This window comes from Streptomyces cavernicola, assembly GCF_029968035.1.
In the GTDB taxonomy this organism is placed as follows: domain Bacteria; phylum Actinomycetota; class Actinomycetes; order Streptomycetales; family Streptomycetaceae; genus Streptomyces; species Streptomyces cavernicola.
Genome location: NZ_JASCIQ010000068.1, coordinates 1 through 18,715 on the forward strand (window position 1 = coordinate 1; position 18,715 = coordinate 18,715).

13 protein-coding genes and 1 riboswitch are annotated in these 18,715 nt (G+C 73.1%); of the genes, 8 read left to right on the forward strand and 5 right to left on the reverse strand.

Annotation, left to right across the window (positions count from 1 at the left end; translation table 11 throughout):
• Positions 1-305 precede the first annotated feature (305 nt).
• Positions 306-1,598 carry a precorrin-6y C5,15-methyltransferase (decarboxylating) subunit CbiE gene (gene cbiE / locus QIS96_RS36535; RefSeq protein WP_282547186.1) on the forward strand — a complete coding sequence of 431 codons (1,293 nt, stop codon included), beginning with the start codon at positions 306-308 and terminating at the stop codon, positions 1,596-1,598.
• Entirely contained in the window at positions 1,595-2,344 is a 750-nt protein-coding gene (gene cobM / locus QIS96_RS36540; RefSeq protein WP_282547187.1) for a precorrin-4 C(11)-methyltransferase, read from the forward strand. The genes cbiE and cobM overlap by 4 nt, the downstream gene beginning before the upstream one ends.
• Positions 2,345-2,371: 27 nt before the next feature.
• Here the strand turns inward: cobM and QIS96_RS36545 are convergent, their stop codons facing one another.
• A complete protein-coding gene (locus QIS96_RS36545) occupies positions 2,372-3,562 on the reverse strand; it encodes a cobalt-precorrin-5B (C(1))-methyltransferase (protein WP_282547188.1) in 1,191 nt (396 codons plus the stop codon).
• An 18-nt stretch (positions 3,563-3,580) separates the two neighbouring features.
• Here QIS96_RS36545 and QIS96_RS36550 point away from each other — a divergent pair, with 18 nt between their 5' ends.
• Complete coding sequence (locus QIS96_RS36550; protein ID WP_282547189.1) at positions 3,581-4,318, forward strand: cobalt-precorrin-6A reductase; 738 nt, start codon at positions 3,581-3,583, stop codon at positions 4,316-4,318.
• A gap of 171 nt (positions 4,319-4,489) precedes the next feature.
• Here the strand turns inward: QIS96_RS36550 and QIS96_RS36555 are convergent, their stop codons facing one another.
• The 3 genes from QIS96_RS36555 to cobG are packed head-to-tail and all read right to left on the reverse strand — an operon-like array spanning position 4,490 to position 7,970.
• Positions 4,490-5,980, reverse strand: a complete 1,491-nt coding sequence (locus tag QIS96_RS36555; RefSeq protein WP_282547190.1) for a precorrin-2 C(20)-methyltransferase — start codon at positions 5,978-5,980, stop codon at positions 4,490-4,492.
• The gene (locus QIS96_RS36560; protein WP_282547191.1) at positions 5,977-6,642 is read right to left on the reverse strand and encodes a precorrin-8X methylmutase; all 666 of its coding nucleotides are present in this window, start codon (positions 6,640-6,642) and stop codon (positions 5,977-5,979) included. Before QIS96_RS36560 ends, QIS96_RS36555 begins: the two co-directional genes overlap by 4 nt.
• Positions 6,639-7,970, reverse strand: a complete 1,332-nt coding sequence (cobG, locus tag QIS96_RS36565; RefSeq protein ID WP_282547198.1) for a precorrin-3B synthase — start codon at positions 7,968-7,970, stop codon at positions 6,639-6,641. Before cobG ends, QIS96_RS36560 begins: the two co-directional genes overlap by 4 nt.
• Before the next feature lie 81 nt (positions 7,971-8,051).
• Positions 8,052-8,148, forward strand: a riboswitch (cobalamin riboswitch).
• Positions 8,149-8,261: 113 nt separating this feature from the next.
• On the opposite strand from cobG, the gene cobN reads away from it, so the two are divergent.
• From cobN to QIS96_RS36585, 4 genes are all read left to right on the forward strand, one after another.
• Positions 8,262-11,864 (forward strand): cobaltochelatase subunit CobN, encoded by a 3,603-nt coding sequence (gene cobN, locus QIS96_RS36570; protein ID WP_282547192.1) that lies wholly within the window; start codon positions 8,262-8,264, stop codon positions 11,862-11,864.
• An 809-nt stretch (positions 11,865-12,673) separates the two neighbouring features.
• The gene (locus tag QIS96_RS36575; RefSeq protein WP_282547193.1) at positions 12,674-13,711 is read left to right on the forward strand and encodes a FecCD family ABC transporter permease; all 1,038 of its coding nucleotides are present in this window, start codon (positions 12,674-12,676) and stop codon (positions 13,709-13,711) included.
• A 39-nt stretch (positions 13,712-13,750) separates the two neighbouring features.
• The gene (locus QIS96_RS36580) at positions 13,751-14,539 is read left to right on the forward strand and encodes an ABC transporter ATP-binding protein (protein ID WP_282547194.1); all 789 of its coding nucleotides are present in this window, start codon (positions 13,751-13,753) and stop codon (positions 14,537-14,539) included.
• Positions 14,540-14,546: 7 nt separating this feature from the next.
• Positions 14,547-15,557, forward strand: coding sequence for an ABC transporter substrate-binding protein (locus QIS96_RS36585; RefSeq protein WP_282547195.1), 1,011 nt, complete (start codon positions 14,547-14,549; stop codon positions 15,555-15,557).
• Positions 15,558-15,654: 97 nt separating this feature from the next.
• Here QIS96_RS36585 and QIS96_RS36590 read toward each other — a convergent pair whose 3' ends face one another.
• Positions 15,655-16,071: a Fur family transcriptional regulator gene (locus tag QIS96_RS36590; protein ID WP_282547196.1), complete on the reverse strand. Its 417-nt coding sequence runs from the start codon at positions 16,069-16,071 to the stop codon at positions 15,655-15,657.
• 348 nt (positions 16,072-16,419) lie between these two features.
• On the opposite strand from QIS96_RS36590, the gene katG reads away from it, so the two are divergent.
• A complete protein-coding gene (gene katG / locus QIS96_RS36595) occupies positions 16,420-18,636 on the forward strand; it encodes a catalase/peroxidase HPI (protein ID WP_282547197.1) in 2,217 nt (738 codons plus the stop codon).
• Positions 18,637-18,715: the final 79 nt, after the last annotated feature.

An 18,715-nucleotide genomic window follows, 5' to 3' on the forward strand; every position in this document is an offset into this window, starting at 1 on the left:
CGCGCCCCCCCCCCCCCCCCCCGCCCCCCCCCCCCCCGGCCGAGAACCGGCCAACGAAGCGTCGGACGCCAGGAGTTGAGCGCCGCCCCCATGCCCCTCGGGCCTTCCCGGGCGCGAGTCTAGTGCTGAGAACGGGGTGCAGGTGCAGCGCACGGGGGCGGTCCGCAGGCGCACGGTCGGACAGGGCCGGGCACGAGCGGCACCCGAGCGGAGAAGCGCAGGTCGACGCCCAGTAGAGTGCGCCCCGGTCGACTTGCGACCGCCCGCTCCGCCCGTCCGCCCCGAGCACCGAGGTACCGCCCACCGTGACGCCCGTACGACCACGACCGACCCCCGCTGTCACCGTCGTCGGGATCGGCGCCGACGGCTGGGCCGGCGTCCCGGACGCCTCCCGCACCGCACTGCGCGACGCCGAGGTGATCGTCGGCGGGCCGCGCCAGCTCGACCTGCTGCCCGCCGAGTGCACCGGCGCACGCGTCGCCTGGCCCTCGCCGCTGCGCCCCGCCGTCCCCGCCCTGCTCGCCGAGCACGCGGGCCGCCGTATCGCCGTACTGGCCAGCGGGGACCCGATGTTCTACGGGATCGGGCGCGCCCTCACCGAAGAGCTCGGCGCGGACGCGCTGCGGGTCCTGCCGCACCCCTCGTCCGTCGCGTACGCCTGTGCCCGGCTCGGCTGGCCGCAGGAGGACGTGGAGGTCGTCACGGTCGTGGGCCGGCCCGTGGCCCGGATCGCCGCCGCGCTGCACGACGGGCGGCGGCTGCTCGTCCTGAGCGCGGGGGCCGCGACCCCCGCCGAGATCGCCGCGCTCCTGCGCGACCGGGGCTTCGGGCCCAGCCGCATGCGGGTCCTGCAGCAACTCGGCGGCCCGGACGAGGACATCAGCGAGGAGACCGACGCCGACGCCTGGCCCGCCGACCTCCTCCGCGACCCGCTCAACATCGTCGCCGTCGACTGCCGCCGCGCCCCCGACGCCCTCCGCGTCGGCGCAGTGCCCGGCCTGCCGGACGCCGCGTACGAGCACGACGGCCAGCTCACCAAGCGCCACATCCGCGCCGCCACCCTCGCCGCCCTCGCGCCCGCGCCCGGCGAACTGCTCTGGGACGTGGGTGGAGGCTCCGGTTCCATCGCCGTCGAGTGGATGCGCACGCACCCCTCCTGCCGGGCCGTGACCGTCGAGCGCGACTCCGTACGGGCCGAGCGCATCGCCCGCAACGCCGACCGGCTCGGCGTCCCCGCCCTGCGCGTGGTCACCGGCGCCGCACCCGCGGCCCTCGCCGAACTCCCGCAGCCCGACGCCGTGTTCATCGGCGGCGGCCTCACCGCGCCCGGCCTCCTGGAGGCCTGCTGGGACGCGCTGCCCGTCGGCGGGCGGCTCGTCGCCAACACCGTGACCCTCGAATCGGAGGCGCAGCTCGCCGCGCACCACCGGCGCCTCGGCGGCGACCTGGTGAAGCTCGCCGTCGCCCACGCCGTGCCGGTCGGCGGCTTCACCGGCTGGCGGCAGGCGATGCCGGTCACGCAGTGGGCCGTACAGAAGACTTCGGCAAGCCCGTACGCAGCACCCGAGCACGACGACCCCGCAGGAGCAGAGCGATGACCGTGTACTTCATCGGAGCCGGGCCCGGCGCCGCCGACCTGATCACGGTGCGCGGCGCCCGCACGCTCGCCGCCTGCCAGGTCTGCCTGTACGCGGGGAGCCTCGTCCCGCGCGAACTCCTCGCCGAGTGCCCGCCCGACGCCCGCCTCGTCGACACGGCGCAGCTCAACCTCGACGAGATCACCGCCGAGCTGGTCCGCGCGCACGAGCAGGGCCTCGACGTGGCGCGGCTGCACTCCGGCGACCCGTCCGTGTTCAGCGCGGTCGCCGAGCAGATGCGCCGCCTCGACGCGGCTGGAGTGCCGTACGAGGTCGTCCCCGGGGTGCCCGCTTTCGCGGCCGCCGCGGCGTCCCTGAAGCGGGAGTTGACCGTACCGACCGTCGGCCAGACCGTCATCCTGACCCGCGTCGCACAGCGCGCCACCGCCATGCCGGAGGGCGAGGACCTGGCCACGCTCGGCCGGAGCGGCGCCCTGATCGTGCTGCACCTGGCCACGGGCCTCGTGGACCGCGTCGTCGACGAACTCCTCCCGCACTACGGCGCGGACTGCCCCGCCGCCGTGGTGGCGTACGCGTCCCGCCCGGACGAGGTCATCCTGCGCGGCCGGCTCGACGAGATCGCCGCCCAGGTGAAGGCCGCCGGCATCCAGCGCACCGCCGTGATCATCGTCGGCCGCACCCTCGGCGCGGAACAGTTCCGCGACAGCCACCTGTACTCGGCGGAACGCGACCGGCACGCCTGCTGAGCGCCGTACAGCGGGGGCCGGGCCTGCTCAGTCCGCCGGACCCCGCACCGCGCTGCGTCCCACCACGTTGCCCGCCCGGTCGATGCAGATCACGTCGACCGCGACCGGCGCGCCGCGCAGCACCGCGAGGGCCTCGTCGCGGGCCGTCGCGGCCACCAGATCGCCCAGCGGCACCCCGGCCGCCTGGCACAACTGCAGTGCCGCGAGGCCCGTGTTGGCCTCCGCCACTTGCACGGCGAGCGGCTCGTCCGCGCCGCCCCCGCGGGCCAGCTCGGCGAGGAAGCCCTTGTCGACCTGAGAGCGCGCGGAGTGCAGGTCCAGGTGTCCGGCGGCCAGCTTGGACAGCTTCGCGAAACCGCCGCAGACGGTCAGCCGGTCCACGGGGTGGCGGCGGATGTACTTCAGGACCGCGCCCGCGAAGTCGCCCATGTCGAGCAGCGCGTCCTCGGGCAGCGCGTACTCGGCGACGACCGTCTTCTCCGACGTCGACCCCGTGCACCCCGCCACATGCGTACGCCCCGCCGCCCGCGCCACGTCCACCCCGCGCCGGATCGAGTCGATCCACGCCGAGCACGAGTACGGCACCACGACCCCCGTCGTCCCCAGGATCGACAGGCCGCCGAGGATGCCGAGCCGCGGGTTCCAGGTGGAGCGGGCGATCTCCTCGCCGTGGTCGACGGAGACGGTGATCTCCACGTCGCCGCTGCCACCGTGCCGGGCCGCGACCTCCGCGACGTGCTCGCGCATCAGCTGCCGCGGCACCGGGTTGATCGCCGGCTCCCCGACCGGCAGCGGAAGCCCCGGCCGCGTGACCGTCCCGACCCCGGGCCCCGCCCTGAACACCACTCCGGACCCGGCGGGCAGCAGCCGCACCGTGGCCCGTACGAGCGCGCCGTGCGTCACGTCCGGGTCGTCCCCGGCGTCCTTCACTATGCCCGCCATCGCGTACGAGTCGGTCAACTCCTCGGCGGCGAGCGCGAAGGCGGGAGTCTGCCCCTTCGGCAGCGTGATCGTCACCGGGTCGGGGAAGTCCCCGGCGAGCAGCGCCGTGTACGCGGCGGTCGTCGCCGCCGTCGCACACGCCCCCGTCGTCCAGCCGGACCTGAGGCCGGTGTGCTTCAGCTGGGCGCTGCGCCCGCCCTTCGCGTCACCGCCGCCCCGGGGGCCGCTCTCCGCACCGCCGGACGTATCGTCGACGCCCTGCACGTCACCGCTCATGATCGGACCCGAACTCCCATGCACGTACTGATACTCGGCGGGACCACGGAAGCCCGCCGCCTCGCCGAGCTGCTCCACGGCACCCCCGGCCTGACGGTGACCAACTCCCTCGCAGGACGCGTCGCGAGCCCGCGGCTGCCGCCGGGCGAGGTCCGCATCGGCGGCTTCGGCGGGGTCGAGGGGCTGACCGCCTGGCTTCGGGAGCACCGGGTCGAGGCTCTCATCGACGCCACCCATCCCTTCGCCGGAACGATCAGTTTCAACGCGGCGCGCGCGGCCGCCTCCGCCCATGTTCCCCTGCTCGCCCTGCGCCGACCCGGGTGGGTCCCCGTCGACGGCGACGACTGGCACGAGGCGCCGTCCCTGGAGGCCGCTTCGTCGCTCCTGCCCGCTCTCGGCGAGCGGGTCTTCCTGACCACCGGTCGCATGGGCCTCGCGGCCTTCGCCGGTCTGGACGCGCTGTGGTTCCTCGTACGGTCCGTGGACGCACCCGAGGGCCCGCGCCCCGTACGCAGCGAGCTGCTGCTCGACCGGGGGCCGTTCACGTTGGACGGGGAGCGGGAGGTGCTGCGGCGCCATCGCATCGACGTCGTCGTCACGAAGGACAGCGGCGGGGAGGCCACAGCCCCCAAACTCACGGCCGCCCGTGAGGCGGGGGTGCCGGTGGTCGTGGTCCGGCGCCCGCCAGTCCCGCAGGGCGTCCTGGAGGTGGGGTCACCGGAGGAGGCGGCACGGTGGCTCGGGCACATGCGTTGATCCCCTCCCCGCCCCTTCCCGAAAGTCCTGCGGACAGCTCCCGGGGCTCCGCCCCGGACCCCGTATCGCGCTGAGGCGCTCGTCCTCAAACGCCGGACGGGCTGAAATTCAGCCCCTCCGGGAGCCCCGAAGCTGCCGCAGGCTTTCGGGAAGGGGCGGGGAGGGGAAAAATCACGACCCCTCGGGGTACCTCCGTGGCGTCCAAGCCACCTGCTCGCCATCACCCCGCCGCACCACCCGCGTCTGGGAGGACCCGACAAGCAGCAACGTCCGCATATCGACCTCGCTCGGGTCGAGATCCGCGAGCCGCACGATCCGGACCCGCTCACCCGAACCCCCCACGTCCCGCGCGACAACCACCGGAGTGTCCGGCGCCCGATGCTCAAGGAGCAGCTCCCGCGCCTTGCCGACCTGCCAGGTCCGGCTGCGCGAGCCGGGGTTGTAGAGCGCGAGGACCAGATCCGCAGCAGCCGCGGCCCGTAGCCGCTCCGCGATCACCTCCCACGGCTTGAGCCGGTCCGAGAGGGAGATCGTCGCGTAGTCGTGGCCGAGCGGCGCACCCGCACGCGCGGCGGCCGCGTTGGCCGCGGTCACGCCGGGAAGGACCCGCACCGGCACGTCCGCGTACTCGTCCTGAGAGGCGACTTCGAGCACGGCCGTGGCCATCGCGAAGACCCCGGGGTCGCCGCCCGAGACGACCGCGACCCGACGCCCGCGCCGCGCCAGGTCGAGCGCGAACTCGGCCCGCTCCGACTCGACCTTGTTGTCCGAGCCGTGCCGCAGCTGTCCGGGCCGCCGCGGCACCCGGTCCAGGTAGGTCGTGTAGCCCACCAGGTCGTCCGCCGCGGCGAGCGCGCCCCGCGACTCCGGCGTCAGCCACAGCGGCCCGGCGGGCCCGGTGCCGACGACCACGACCTCGCCCACGTCCCGTACCGGACGCTCCGCGTCGACCTCGCTGGGCAGCACCGCCACCGAGAAGTACGGCACCGACTCCGCGTCGACCTCCGCGAGCCGCGCGAGCCGCTGGCCGGGCATCGTGGCCCGCTCCACGTACCGCGCGGCCTCCAGGCGGCCCGAACTCTCCATCGCCCGGCGGACCTTGGGGAACGTACGGCCCAGCTTCATCACGACCGCGGCGTCCGTCGCGGCGAGCCGCGCCGTCAGCTCCTCCTCGGGCAGCGTGCCCGGCAGGATCGTCAGGACCTCCTCGCCCTCGGCGAGCGGCGTGCCGAGCCGCGCGGCGGCGGCGGACACGGACGTGACACCGGGGATCACCTCGGTGTCGAAGCGGTCCGCGAGGCGCTTGTGCATGTGCATGTACGAGCCGTAGAACATCGGGTCGCCCTCGGCGAGGACGGCGACCGTGCGGCCGGCTTCGAGGTGCACGGCGAGACGCTCGGCGGCCTCGGCGTAGAACTCCTCCATGGCGCCCTTGTAGCCGCCCGGGTGGTCCGTGGTCTCCGTCGTGACGGGGTAGACCAGGCGCTCCTCGATGTGGTCGGCGCGCAGGTGCTTCTCCGCGATGGACCGTGCGATGGACCGGCCGTGCCGGGCGCTGTGGTACGCGACCACATCCGCCTCGCGGATGATCTCGACGGCGCGGACGGTCATCAGGGACGGGTCGCCGGGGCCGAGCCCGACGCCGTACAGCTTGCCGCTCATTCTTCCTCGCTCGCGATCGCGTTGAGGGCGGCGGCGGCGATGGCGCTGCCGCCACGACGGCCGCGCACCACCAGGTGCTCAAGGCCCGAAGGGTGGTCGGCGAGCGCGTCCTTGGACTCGGCGGCGCCGATGAAGCCGACCGGGGCGCCGATGATCGCGGCGGGCCTGGGGGCGCCCTCGTCGATCATCTCCAGGAGCCGGAACAGCGCGGTCGGTGCGTTGCCGACGGCGACGACGGAGCCTTCGAGGCGGTCCCGCCACAGTTCGAGCGCGGCGGCGCTACGCGTCGTGCCCAGCTTCGCGGCGAGCTCGGGCACGGCCGGGTCGGAGAGCGTGCACAGCACGTCGTTGTCGGCGGGCAGCCGCTTGCGGGTCACGCCGCTCGCGACCATCTGCACGTCGGTGAAGATCGGCGCCCCGGCGCGCAGCGCGGCACGGGCCTTCGCGACCGCGCCGGGCGAGTACGAGAGGTCCCGTACGAGGTCGACCATGCCGCAGGCGTGGATCATCCGGACCGCGACCTGGCTGACGTCGGCGGGCAGGCCCGCGAGGTCGGCCTCCGATCGGATCGTGGCGAAGGACTGGCGGTAGATGGACGCCCCGTCCTTCTCGTAGTCGTAGCTGGTGGTCACGGTGTTCTTCTCGCTGCTCTCGGTCGTCATGCGGTTCGATCGGTGAGCGCCACCAGAGCGGTGGCGAGGTGGGAGGGGTCGTCCAGAAGGACGGGTGAGGGTGGGTCTGTTACGTCTGTTGCTGTTGTCGCGGTGAGCCGGTAGCCGCCTTCGGGGGCGGCGACGACGTCGATCCGCTCGGTCCGTGGATGGCCGCAACGGCGCTCGCAGCCGGACCAGTACAGGGGGAGCGGCGCCCCGGCGGCCGCGTCGAGTGCGCGGGCCGCGTCCGCCCGCACGTCCGCGTGGGACTTGGCGCAGCCGGGCCGCCCGATGCAGGCGCCGACGCGCAGCCAGGGGGAGTCGGGGGAGGTGACGAGCCCGGCGGCGGCGAGCCGGGCGAGCGCGTACGCGGCCTCGGACGGGTCCGGGCCGGGCGTCGGAACGACCGCTCCGCGCCAGGGAGTGAGCCGCAGCTCCCCGCCGTGCCGCTCGGCGGTCCGCGTCAACTCGTCCCACTGGCGGGCCGAGAGACGACCGAGAGGAATATGTACGGACAGGGCGTCACCGGACACTCCGGGCAGCGGCCCCTCGGTGACGGCGAGTTCGCGCACTCGTATCGCGCAGTCGACCCCCGCCGCCGCGAGACGTTCGGCGACCGTACGGGTCAACTCCTCGGCGGGTACGCCCAGTTCGGCCACGCGCCAGACCTGCCGGCCGGTCTCCGTGCGCTCCGCCGCCGACGTGAGAAACGTCTCGGCGGCGATCAGCGCGGACCGGGGCGCATCGGCCCCCGGCACCGCGACCGCCTCGGCGGACGAGCCGAGGGAGAGCAGCGCGGCGCCGTCGGCGGCAGCCCGTACCGTCACATCAGCGTCGAGACCGGCCACGTCGCCGCGGCCGTCGTCGAGCGCGAACAGGAAGCGGCCCGAGAGGGCGCGCGCTGTCTCACTTACACACAACGCGGCGTCCAGCCCCGTCAACCACGGCCGTACGTCGGCGAAGCCCGCGCCGTCCAGGCCCGACAGGGGCGAGGCCACGACGTTCCGCACCCGCTCGTGCGTGTGCGAGGGAAGCAGCCCCACCGAGTCGAGGATCGTGGCGAGTTGGGCCCCGCAGTCGTCGCGTAGCCCTCGCAGCTGCACGTTGCCGCGCGAGGTCAGATGCAGCTCGCCGTCGCCGAGATCCCGCGCCGCGGCGGACAGCGCGTCGGCCTGACGGACGTCCAGGACGCCGCCGGGAATGCGGATACGGGCCAGCGCCCCGTCGTCCGCCGCATGCAGCCTGAGCGACCCCGGGCAGGCGTCACCGCGGTCCCGTGCGACCGCTGTGGCCTGGGACGATGAACGGGGGGCTGGCGAGGACATGGCGGCGAGCATACCTACCGTCATACGGGCCGTCCGCCCCGCAGGTCTGTCCCCGACCCTTACTATGCTCTCGGCGGATCATCCGGTCCGCCGTCGCCACCATGGCGACAGGGGAGGAAGCCCGGTGCGAATCCGGCGCGGTCCCGCCACTGTGAGCCCGTCCCGAAGGGTACGGGTGAGCCAGGAACTCCCTTTCCCCGCTTCAGGTTTCCTCCGGGCCCATCCCCGGGAGAGCGCCGCGCAGCGGGGAGACCCACTCCTCACACCACCCGGGGCGCGGACCCCGAGGAAGGCCTCACGCGCATGATCCTGCTCCTGTCGACCTCCGACACCGACCTGCTGAGCGCCCGTGCGGCCGACGGACCGGTCCCGTACCGCTTCGCCAACCCCTCGCGGCTCTCCCTCGACGAGCTGCCCGCGCTCCTCGACGGCGTCGGCCTGGTCGTCGTCCGCCTCCTCGGCGGCATCCGCGCCTGGCAGGACGGCCTCGACCTGCTCCTCGCCGACGGCCGCCCCGTCGTCGTCCTCACCGGCGAACAGGCCCCGGACGCCCAGCTGATGGCCGCCTCCACCGTGCCGGTCGGCATCGCCGCCGAGGCGCACAAGTACCTGGCACACGGCGGCCCGGACAACCTGGAGCAGCTCGCCCGCTTCCTCTCCGACACGGTCCTGCTCACCGGCCACGGCTTCGAAGCCCCTGCGGCTGCGCCGACCTGGGGCCGCCTCGACCACCTGCCGCTGCCGGGCACGCAGCCGGACACGCCGCTGATCGCCGTGCTCTACTACCGCGCCCACCACATGAGCGGGAACACCGCCTTCGTACGGGCGCTGTGCGACGAGATCAACCGCGCCGGGGCCCGCGTCCTGCCGCTCTACGTCGCCTCCCTGCGCGCCCCCGAGCCCGAACTCGTCGACGAGCTGCGGTCGGTGGACGCCATCGTCACCACCGTCCTCGCCGCCGGCGGCACCAAGCCCGCCGAGGCCTCCGCGGGCGGCGACGACGAGTCCTGGGACGCGGGCGCCCTCACCCAGCTCGACGTCCCGATCCTCCAGGCCTTGTGCCTGACCGGTTCGCGCGCCGCCTGGGAGGAGAACGACGAGGGTGTCTCGCCGCTCGACGCCGCGAGCCAGATCGCCGTGCCCGAGTTCGACGGCCGCCTCATCACCGTCCCGTTCTCCTTCAAGGAGATCGACGCCGACGGCCTGCCCGCGTACGTCCCCGACCCCGAGCGCGCCGCCCGCGTCGCGGGAATCGCCGTGCGCCACGCGCGACTTCGGCACATCCCGGCCGCCGACAAGCGCCTCGCCCTCGTCCTTTCCGCGTACCCGACGAAGCACTCCCGCATCGGCAACGCGGTCGGCCTCGACACCCCCGCCAGCGCGGTCGCGCTCCTGCGCCGCCTGCGCGAGGAGGGCTACGACTTCGGGTCCGAAGCCGAGATCCCGGGCCTGGTGTCCGGCGACGGCGACGAGCTGATCCGCGCGCTCATCGAGGCGGGCGGCCACGACCAGGACTGGCTCACCGAGGAGCAGCTGGCCCGCAACCCCGTCCGTATCCCGGCCGCCGACTACCGCCGCTGGTACGCGACCCTGCCCGAGGAGCTGCGCACGTCGGTCGAGGAGCACTGGGGCCCGGCGCCCGGCGAGATGTTCGTCGACCGCAGCAGCAACCCGGACGGCGACATCGTGCTCGCCGCCCTGCGCTTCGGCAATCTCCTCATCCTCATCCAGCCCCCGCGCGGCTTCGGCGAGAACCCCATCGCCATCTACCACGACCCGGACCTGCCGCCCTCGCACCACTACCTCGCCGCCTACCGCTGGATCGCCGCCCGCGCGGCGGACGGCGGCTTCGGCGCGGACGCGATGATCCACCTCGGCAAGCACGGCAACTTGGAGTGGCTGCCCGGCAAGAACGCAGGCCTCTCCGCCGCCTGCGGCCCCGACGCGGCCCTCGGCGACATCCCGCTCATCTACCCGTTCCTGGTCAACGACCCGGGCGAGGGCACCCAGGCCAAGCGCCGCGTGCACGCCACCCTCATCGACCACCTCGTACCGCCGATGGCCCGCGCCGACTCCTACGGCGACATCGCGCGCCTTGAGCAACTCCTCGACGAGTACGCCCAGATCAGCTCGATGGACCCGGCCAAGCTGCCCGCCATCCGCGCCCAGATCTGGACCCTCATCCAGGCCGCCAAGCTCGACCACGACCTCGGTATGGCCGACCGCCCGGACGACGACGGCTTCGACGACTTCCTGCTGCACGTCGACGGCTGGCTGTGCGAGGTCAAGGACGCCCAGATCCGCGACGGCCTGCACGTCCTCGGCGACCCGCCCGCCGGCGCCGACCGCGTCAACCTGGTCCTCGCCATCCTGCGCGCACGCCAGATCTGGGGCGGTACGACGGCCCTGCCCGGACTGCGCGAAGCCCTCGGCCTCGACGAGTCCGCCGCCACCCGCACCTCCGCCGACGAGGCCGAGGACAAGGCCCGCGCGCTCGTGCAGGCCATGGACGACGCGGGCTGGGACCTTTCCGCGGTGCCCACGGACCAGGGCGAACAGGTCGCCGCCATCCTGGAGTTCGCCGCCCGCGAGGTCGTCCCGCGCCTCGCCGCGACCACCGCCGAGCTCGACCACGCCCTGCACGCCCTGAACGGCGGCTTCGTCCCGGCGGGCCCGTCCGGCTCGCCCCTGCGCGGCCTCGTCAACGTCCTGCCGACGGGCCGGAACTTCTACTCGGTCGACCCGAAGGCCGTCCCGTCCCGCCTCGCCTGGGAGACGGGCCAGGCCCTCGCGGACTCGCTGATCCAGCGGTACAAGGACGACAACGGCGAGTACCCCGTCTCCGTCGGCCTGTCCCTCTGGGGCACCAGCGCGATGCGGACCGCGGGCGACGACGTCGCCGAGGCCCTCGCTCTCCTCGGCGTCCGCCCCGTCTGGGACGACGCGTCTCGCCGCGTCACCGGCCTGGAGGCCATCCCCGCCGAGGAGTTGGGCCGCCCGCGCATCGACGTGACGCTGCGCATCTCCGGCTTCTTCCGCGACGCGTTCCCGCACACGATCGGGCTGCTCGACGACGCGGTACGCCTCGCCGCCTCCCTGGACGAGCCGGCCGAGGTCAACCACGTACGCGCCCACGTCCAGGCCGACCTCGCCGAGCACGGCGACGAACGCCGCGCCACCACCCGCATCTTCGGCTCCCGGCCCGGCACGTACGGCGCGGGCATCCTCCAGCTGATCGACTCCCGCGACTGGCGCACCGACGCCGACCTCGCCGAGGTCTACTCGGTCTGGGGCGGCTACGCGTACGGCCGCGAACTCGACGGCTGCCCGGCGCGCGAGCAGATGGAGACGGCGTACAAGCGGATCGCGGTCGCGGCGAAGAACACCGACACCCGCGAGCACGACATCGCCGACTCCGACGACTACTTCCAGTACCACGGCGGCATGGTCGCCACGGTCCGCGCCCTGCGCGGCACGGCACCCGAGGCGTACATCGGCGACTCCACCCGCCCCGAGACGGTCCGCACGCGGACGCTCGTCGAGGAGACCTCGCGCGTCTTCCGCGCCCGCGTCGTCAACCCCAAGTGGATCGAGGCGATGCGCCGCCACGGCTACAAGGGCGCGTTCGAGCTGGCCGCGACGGTCGACTACCTCTTCGGGTACGACGCCACGACCGGCGTCATCGCCGACTGGATGTACGACAAGCTCACCGAGACGTACGTCCTCGACCCGGTCAACCGCGAGTTCCTGCAGGAGGCCAACCCCTGGGCCCTGCACGGCATCGCGGAGCGGCTCCTGGAGGCCGAGTCTCGCGGCATGTGGGCCAAGCCCGACCCGGCGGTCCTCGAAGCGCTGCGTCAGGCGTACCTGGAGACGGAGGGTGACCTGGAGGGCGACGAGTCCTGACCCCTCCGGGACCTTCCCGGCAACCCACACCGGTCGGCTCCGGGGGCTGCGCCCCCGGGCCCCGGCTTGTCATCCGGCTGCCGCGCCGTCGTGGTCGCTCGCGCAGTTCCCCGCGCCCCTGTCGGAACCGGGGCTGCGCCCCGTTCCCGGTTGTCGTTCGGCTGCCGCGCCGTCGTGGTCGCTCGCGCAGTTCCCCGCGCCCCTGTCGGAACCGGGGCTGCGCCCCGTCCCCGGCTGGTCGTTCGGCTGCCGCGCCGTCGTGGTCGCTCGCGCAGTTCCCCGCGCCCCTTAAAAGGCCGCCCCGCCCCGGCCAATTCGGCCCCACCCCCGCCAAATTCAGCCCCTCCGGCGTTTGAGATGGGGGTCCCCCCTGCTCGAGCGCAGCCGAGAGCTTGGGGGAGGGGGTCCGGGGGCTGGCCCCCGGGATGGGGTCCGGGGCGGAGCCCCGTGGTGGGGTTCAGGGGCGGCAGCCCCGGGCAGGGGGTCGGGGGCGCAGCCACCGGAGCTGTCCGCCAGGACTTTCGGGAAGGGGCGGGGTGGGGGAGGAAAAAGCACCTTGTTACGCTCCAACCCGCCCCCCAAGGGAGAAGTCCGGTGAGAACCCGGCGCTGACCCGCAACGGTGTGCGTGGGAATCCACTAGGTAAACCACTAGGGAACCCACGCGAGCCCGATCGCCCGAGGGAGGCTGCGACCCGATGACTGCTCGCCGTGGACTGCGAGAGGGGCACCGCGCGGCCCGACCGGTCGCACGGGGCGTCTCCTGATCGACGTCCATCAGGCGGCCCCAGGCGAAGGACCACCTCGACCGTGCGCCGAATACCCCTGCCGGCCCTCGTCACAGGACTCACGGCGCTCCTGCTCGTCTCCCTCGTGTGCGGCGTCGCGCTCGGCGACGCGGGCATCGGACCGGCCGACGTCTTCCGCTACCTGCGCGCCGGCCTCACCGGCGGCACCCTCCCCGCGAGCGACGCCGCCCCGTACACCATCGTCTGGGAGATCCGGCTGCCCCGCGTCGTCCTCGGCGCGGTCGTCGGGGCGGGACTCGCCGCCGTGGGCGTGGCCGTACAGGCGATGGTGCGCAACGCCCTCGCCGACCCGTTCGTCCTCGGTATCTCCTCCGGTGCCGCCGTCGGCGCCAACGTGGTGATCCTGCTCGGCGCGTTCGCCGGGCTCGGCGTGTGGGCCCTGTCCGCGTCCGCGTTCCTCTCCGCGCTGATCGCCATGGTCCTCGTCTACGCCGTCGCCCGCTCCCCGTACGGCTTCACCCCGCTGCGCCTCATCCTCACCGGCACCGCACTCGCCTTCGGCTTCGAGGCCGTCACCACCGTCATGGTGTTCGGCGCCGCCCGCGGCGAGGCCGCCCGCTCCGTGATGATGTGGCTGCTCGGCAGCCTCGGCGGCGCCACCTGGGCGCAGGTCCCGCTGGCCGGTGCGACCGTCCTCGCCGGCTGGGCCTGGCTGCGCGCCCGCGCCGAACCCCTCAACGCCCTCTCCGTCGGTGACGAGACCGCCGCCGCGCTCGGCGTCCAACCCGAGCGGCTGCGGCGCGAGTTGTTCTTCGTCACCGCCGCCGTCACCGGCACCGTCGTCGCCGTCAGCGGCGCCATCGGCTTCGTCGGCCTGATGGTTCCGCACGTCGTACGGATGCTCGTCGGCGCCGACCACCGCCGCGTCCTCGCCGTCGCCCCGCTGCTCGGCGCGGTCCTCCTGGTCTGGGCGGACGTGCTGTCCCGCGTCCTGCTCGCCCCCGCCGAACTGCCCGTAGGGGTGATCACCGCCGTGGTCGGAGTCCCCGCCTTCCTGCTGCTGATGCGGCGCGGCGGCTACGCGTTCGGCGGCCGCTGATGGCACCCACGCAGTCGACACAGCCGAGGGGAGACGCTCGTGCGGCTTGAACTGGACCACGTGACCGTCGAGGCGGCCGGGACCCGGCTCGTCGAGGACATCCACGTCAACGTCGGCAAGGGGCAGTTCGTCGGCCTCGTCGGACCCAACGGCAGCGGCAAGTCGACCCTGCTGCGCTGCGCGTACCGGGCGCTGCGGCCCGCCGCCGGGACCGTCCGGCTCGACGGGGACGACCTGCACACGATGAAACCGCGCGCCGCCGCCCGCGTCCTGGCCGCGCTGCCGCAGGAGACCAACGCCGAGTTCGACTTCACCGTCGCCGAGGTCGTCGCCATGGGCCGCCTCCCGCACCGCGAGCGCACCGCCGCGGGCGACCGCGAGATCTGCGACCGCGCCATGGCCCGCACCGGCGTCGACCACCTCGCCGAGCGCGGCTTCCTCGCCCTGTCCGGCGGTGAGAAGCAGCGCGTGCTCCTCGCCCGTGCCCTCGCCCAGGAACCCCAGGTCCTCGTCCTCGACGAACCCACCAACCACCTCGACATCGCGCACCAGTTGGACGTCCTGTCCCTGGTCCGCGACAGCGGCCCCACCGTCCTCGCCGCCCTGCACGACCTCAACCTGGCGGCCGCGCACTGCGACGTCCTGTACGTCATCGCCGCCGGCCGCATCGTCGCGTCCGGCCCGCCGCACGACGTCCTCGAACCCGAACTCCTCGCCGAGGTCTTCGGCGTCCGCGCCCACCCCGTACGGCATCCGGAGACCGGCGCCGTCCAGCTCCTCTTCGACCTGCTCCCGCCCGCCCGCAAGCCGCTGCCGACCGCACCGTGAGGACCCCATGCGCAAGCTGACCGCCGCCGCTCTCTGTCTCGCCACCACCCTCGCCGCCGCCGGCTGCGGCGCACAGGTCGAGCCGTCCGCCGCCGGGAAGTCCGGGTCCGGGCCGGTGACCCTGACCAACTGCGGCAAGAAGGTCACGTACGACAAGGTCCCCGAGCGGGTCGTCACCAACGACGTCGGCATCACCGAGCTGATGTTCGCGCTCGGCCTGGAGAACCGCATGGCCGGTTTCGCGATGCCCGACGACAAGGGCGAGGTGAAGTCCGTGCCGTGGAAGGGCGGTTACGACAAGGTGCGCTGGCTGTCGAAGGACCAGCTCACCAAGGAGAACGTCCTCGACGCCAAGGGCGACTTCGTCTTCGCCGGCTGGAACTACGGCTTCCGCGAGGACGCCGGATTCACGCCGGACGCCCTGAAGAAGCTCGGCGTCTCCTCGTACGTCCTCACCGAGTCCTGCCGCAACGGCCGTACCGGCGACGCGCGCGGCATCATGCCGCCGCTCGACGCGCTCCACACCGACCTCGCCAACCTGGGAAAGCTCTTCGGCGTCGAGAAGCGCGCGCAGCGGCTGATCGCGGACTTCAAGAAGCGGGTCGCCGCCGTGGAGGCGAAGGCACCCCAGGGCGCGGACCGGCCGCGGGTCTTCCTCTACGACAGCGGCCAGGACCGGGCGTTCACGGCCGGCCGGTTCGCCGCACCGGAGCAGATCATCAGCAAGGCCGGCGGGCGCAACGTGACGCACGACGTGGCCGACTCGTGGACCACCGTCGGCTGGGAGACCGTCGTCAAGCGCGACCCCGAGGTCATCGTGGTCTGCGACTACGGCGATGTGAGCGCCGAGCAGAAGAAGAAGTTCCTGAAGTCGCACCCCGCGCTGCGCGACGTGTCCGCCGTGAAGAACGACAAGATCTTCACACTGGACTACGTGGACCTCGTCGAGAGCCCCCGCAACCCCGCGGCCGTCGAGCGCCTCGGCGCGTACCTGCGGAAGGTCGCCGACGAGCGCTGAGCCCCTTCTCGCGGCTCGCGAGCATCCGTCATCATCCGCGGCTCGGCGGCTCGCGAGCATCGTCCGGCCGGGCGGAGACGGCGCCCGGCCCGGCCGCTCAGGCCTTCGCGCACTCCGGGCACAGCCCCCGGTACGTGACCTCGGCCTCGGAGACCGTGAAACCGAACCGCTCCGAGGCCGGCAGGTCGGACAGCGGATCGCCGCCGGGGTGGACGTCCCGGATCGCGCCGCAGCCCGAGCACACCAGGTGCTGGTGCGGCTGGTGCGCGTTCGGGTCGTACCGCTTCGCGCGGCCGTCCGTCGCCACCTCGATCACCTCGCCGAGCGTCACCAGCTCGCCGAGCGTGTTGTAGACCGTGGCCCGTGAGATCTCCGGGAGCCGGTCCGTGGCCCGCGCGAGCACCTCGTCCGCCGTGAGGTGGACGTGCTCCCCGTCGAGCACCTCGGCCACCACGCGGCGCTGGGCCGTCATCCGCCAGCCCCTCCCGCGAAGTCGTCCCAGCAGGTCACTCATCCCCACCCCACCTAACTGTGCGTATGAACGTAGAACACCGTGTGAACACGTACCCGGAACCCATACGGGAATGCGTACGACTCTGTCTGCCGTATTGACTTGGACTTAGTCCATCGTAGGATCAGGACCAGCGGCAGCCAAGGGACAGGACGGACGGAAGTGCGCGCGACGGATCACCTCACCACGGGGTTCCGGGCATGGACCTCCCCCGCCCGACCGCATCCGAAGGCCGTGCCCATTCGTTGGGCGTGATCGAGGTCGTCGACCGGAGCCCCGCGCTCCGGCTGTTCCACCGCCCGCAGTTTCAGAACAACGTGATCCGCATAGTCACAGTGCAGAGGGATTCCCATGACTGAGAACCACGACGCGATCGTCACAGACCAGGAGGCGGGTGGCTGCCCCGTCGCGCACGGGCGCGCGCCCCACCCGACGCAGGGCGGCGGCAACCGGCAGTGGTGGCCGGAGCAGCTGAACCTGAAGATCCTCGCCAAGAACCCCGCGGTCTCCAACCCGCTGGGCGAGGAGTTCGACTACGCGGAGGCGTTCAAGGCCCTCGACCTCCCGGCGGTCAAGCGCGACATCGCCGAGGTGCTCACCACCTCCCAGGACTGGTGGCCCGCCGACTTCGGCAACTACGGCCCGCTGATGATCCGCATGGCCTGGCACTCCGCCGGCACCTACCGCATCAGCGACGGCCGCGGCGGCGCGGGCGCCGGTCAGCAGCGCTTCGCCCCGCTCAACAGCTGGCCGGACAACGGCAACCTCGACAAGGCCCGCCGCCTGCTGTGGCCCGTCAAGAAGAAGTACGGCAAGAGCATCTCCTGGGCCGACCTCATGATCCTCACGGGCAACGTCGCCCTGGAGACCATGGGCTTCAAGACCTTCGGCTTCGCCGGCGGCCGCGCGGACGTGTGGGAGCCCGACGAGGACGTGTACTGGGGCCCGGAGCAGGTGTGGCTCGACGACCAGCGCTACACCGGCGACCGTGAGCTGGAGAACCCGCTCGGCGCCGTCCAGATGGGCCTCATCTACGTCAACCCCGAGGGCCCCAACGGCAACCCGGACCCGATCGCCGCGGCCCGCGACATCCGTGAGACCTTCCGCCGCATGGCGATGAACGACGAGGAGACCGTCGCCCTCATCGCCGGTGGCCACACCTTCGGCAAGACCCACGGAGCCGGCGACGCCGACCTCGTACAGGCCGAGCCCGAGGGCGCGCCGATGGAGCAGCAGGGCCTCGGCTGGAAGTCCACCCACGGCACCGGCGTCGGCAAGGACGCCATCACCTCCGGCCTGGAGGTCACCTGGACCACCACGCCGACCCAGTGGGGCAACGGCTTCTTCAAGAACCTCTTCGAGTACGAGTACGAGCTCACGAAGAGCCCGGCCGGCGCCAACCAGTGGGTCGCGAAGGACGCCCCGGAGATCATCCCGGACGCCTACGACGAGTCGAAGAAGCACCGCCCGACGATGCTCACGACCGACCTGTCGCTGCGCTTCGACCCGATCTACGAGCCCATCTCGCGCCGCTTCTACGAGAACCCGGAGGAGTTCGCGGACGCCTTCGCCCGCGCCTGGTACAAGCTGACGCACCGTGACATGGGCCCGGTCGTCCGCTACCTCGGCCCGGAGGTCCCCTCCGAGGAGCTGCTCTGGCAGGACCCGCTGCCCGCCCGCGAGGGTGAGCTGATCGACGCCGCGGACATCGCCTCCCTCAAGGAGCAGATCCTCGGCTCGGACCTGACCGTCTCGCAGCTGGTCTCGGCCGCCTGGGCCGCGGCCTCCTCCTTCCGCGGCAGCGACAAGCGCGGCGGCGCCAACGGTGCCCGCATCCGCCTGGAGCCGCAGCGCAGCTGGGAGGTCAACAACCCGGACGACCTCGCGAACGTGCTGCGCACGCTCGAGGGCATCCAGGAGTCCTTCAACTCGTCCGCCGCGGGCGGCAAGAAGGTCTCCCTTGCCGACCTGATCGTGCTCGCGGGCACGGCGGCCGTCGAGCAGGCCGCGAAGGACGGCGGCGTCCAGGTCGAGGTCGGCTTCACGCCGGGTCGCGTGGACGCCTCGCAGGAGCAGACGGACGTCGAGTCCTTCTCCGCCCTCGAGCCCTCCTCCGACGGCTTCCGCAACTACGCGGGCAAGGGCAACCGCCTCCCCGCCGAGTTCCTGCTGCTCGACAAGGGCAATCTGCTCACCCTGAGCGCTCCCGAGCTGACCGTCCTCGTCGGCGGCCTGCGCGTCCTGGGCGCCAACCACGCCGGTTCCAAGCACGGTGTCCTCACGGACAACCCGGGCACCCTGACGAACGACTTCTTCGCCAACCTGCTCGACCTGGACACCGCGTGGAAGTCCACCTCCGAGGCCCAGGACGAGTTCGAGGGCCGCGACGCCTCCGGCGCCGTCAAGTGGACCGGCACCCGTGCCGACCTGGTCTTCGGCTCCAACTCCGAGCTGCGCGCCGTCGCCGAGGTGTACGCCTCCGACGACGCGAAGGAGAAGTTCGTCAAGGACTTCGCCGCGGCCTGGACGAAGGTCATGGAGCTGGACCGGTTCGACCTCAAGAAGTGAGGCGCTGAGGTGAGGCTCTGACCTCGCCGAACGGCGGGGGGGGGGCCCCCCCCCCGCCGGGGGGGGGGGGGCCGGGGGT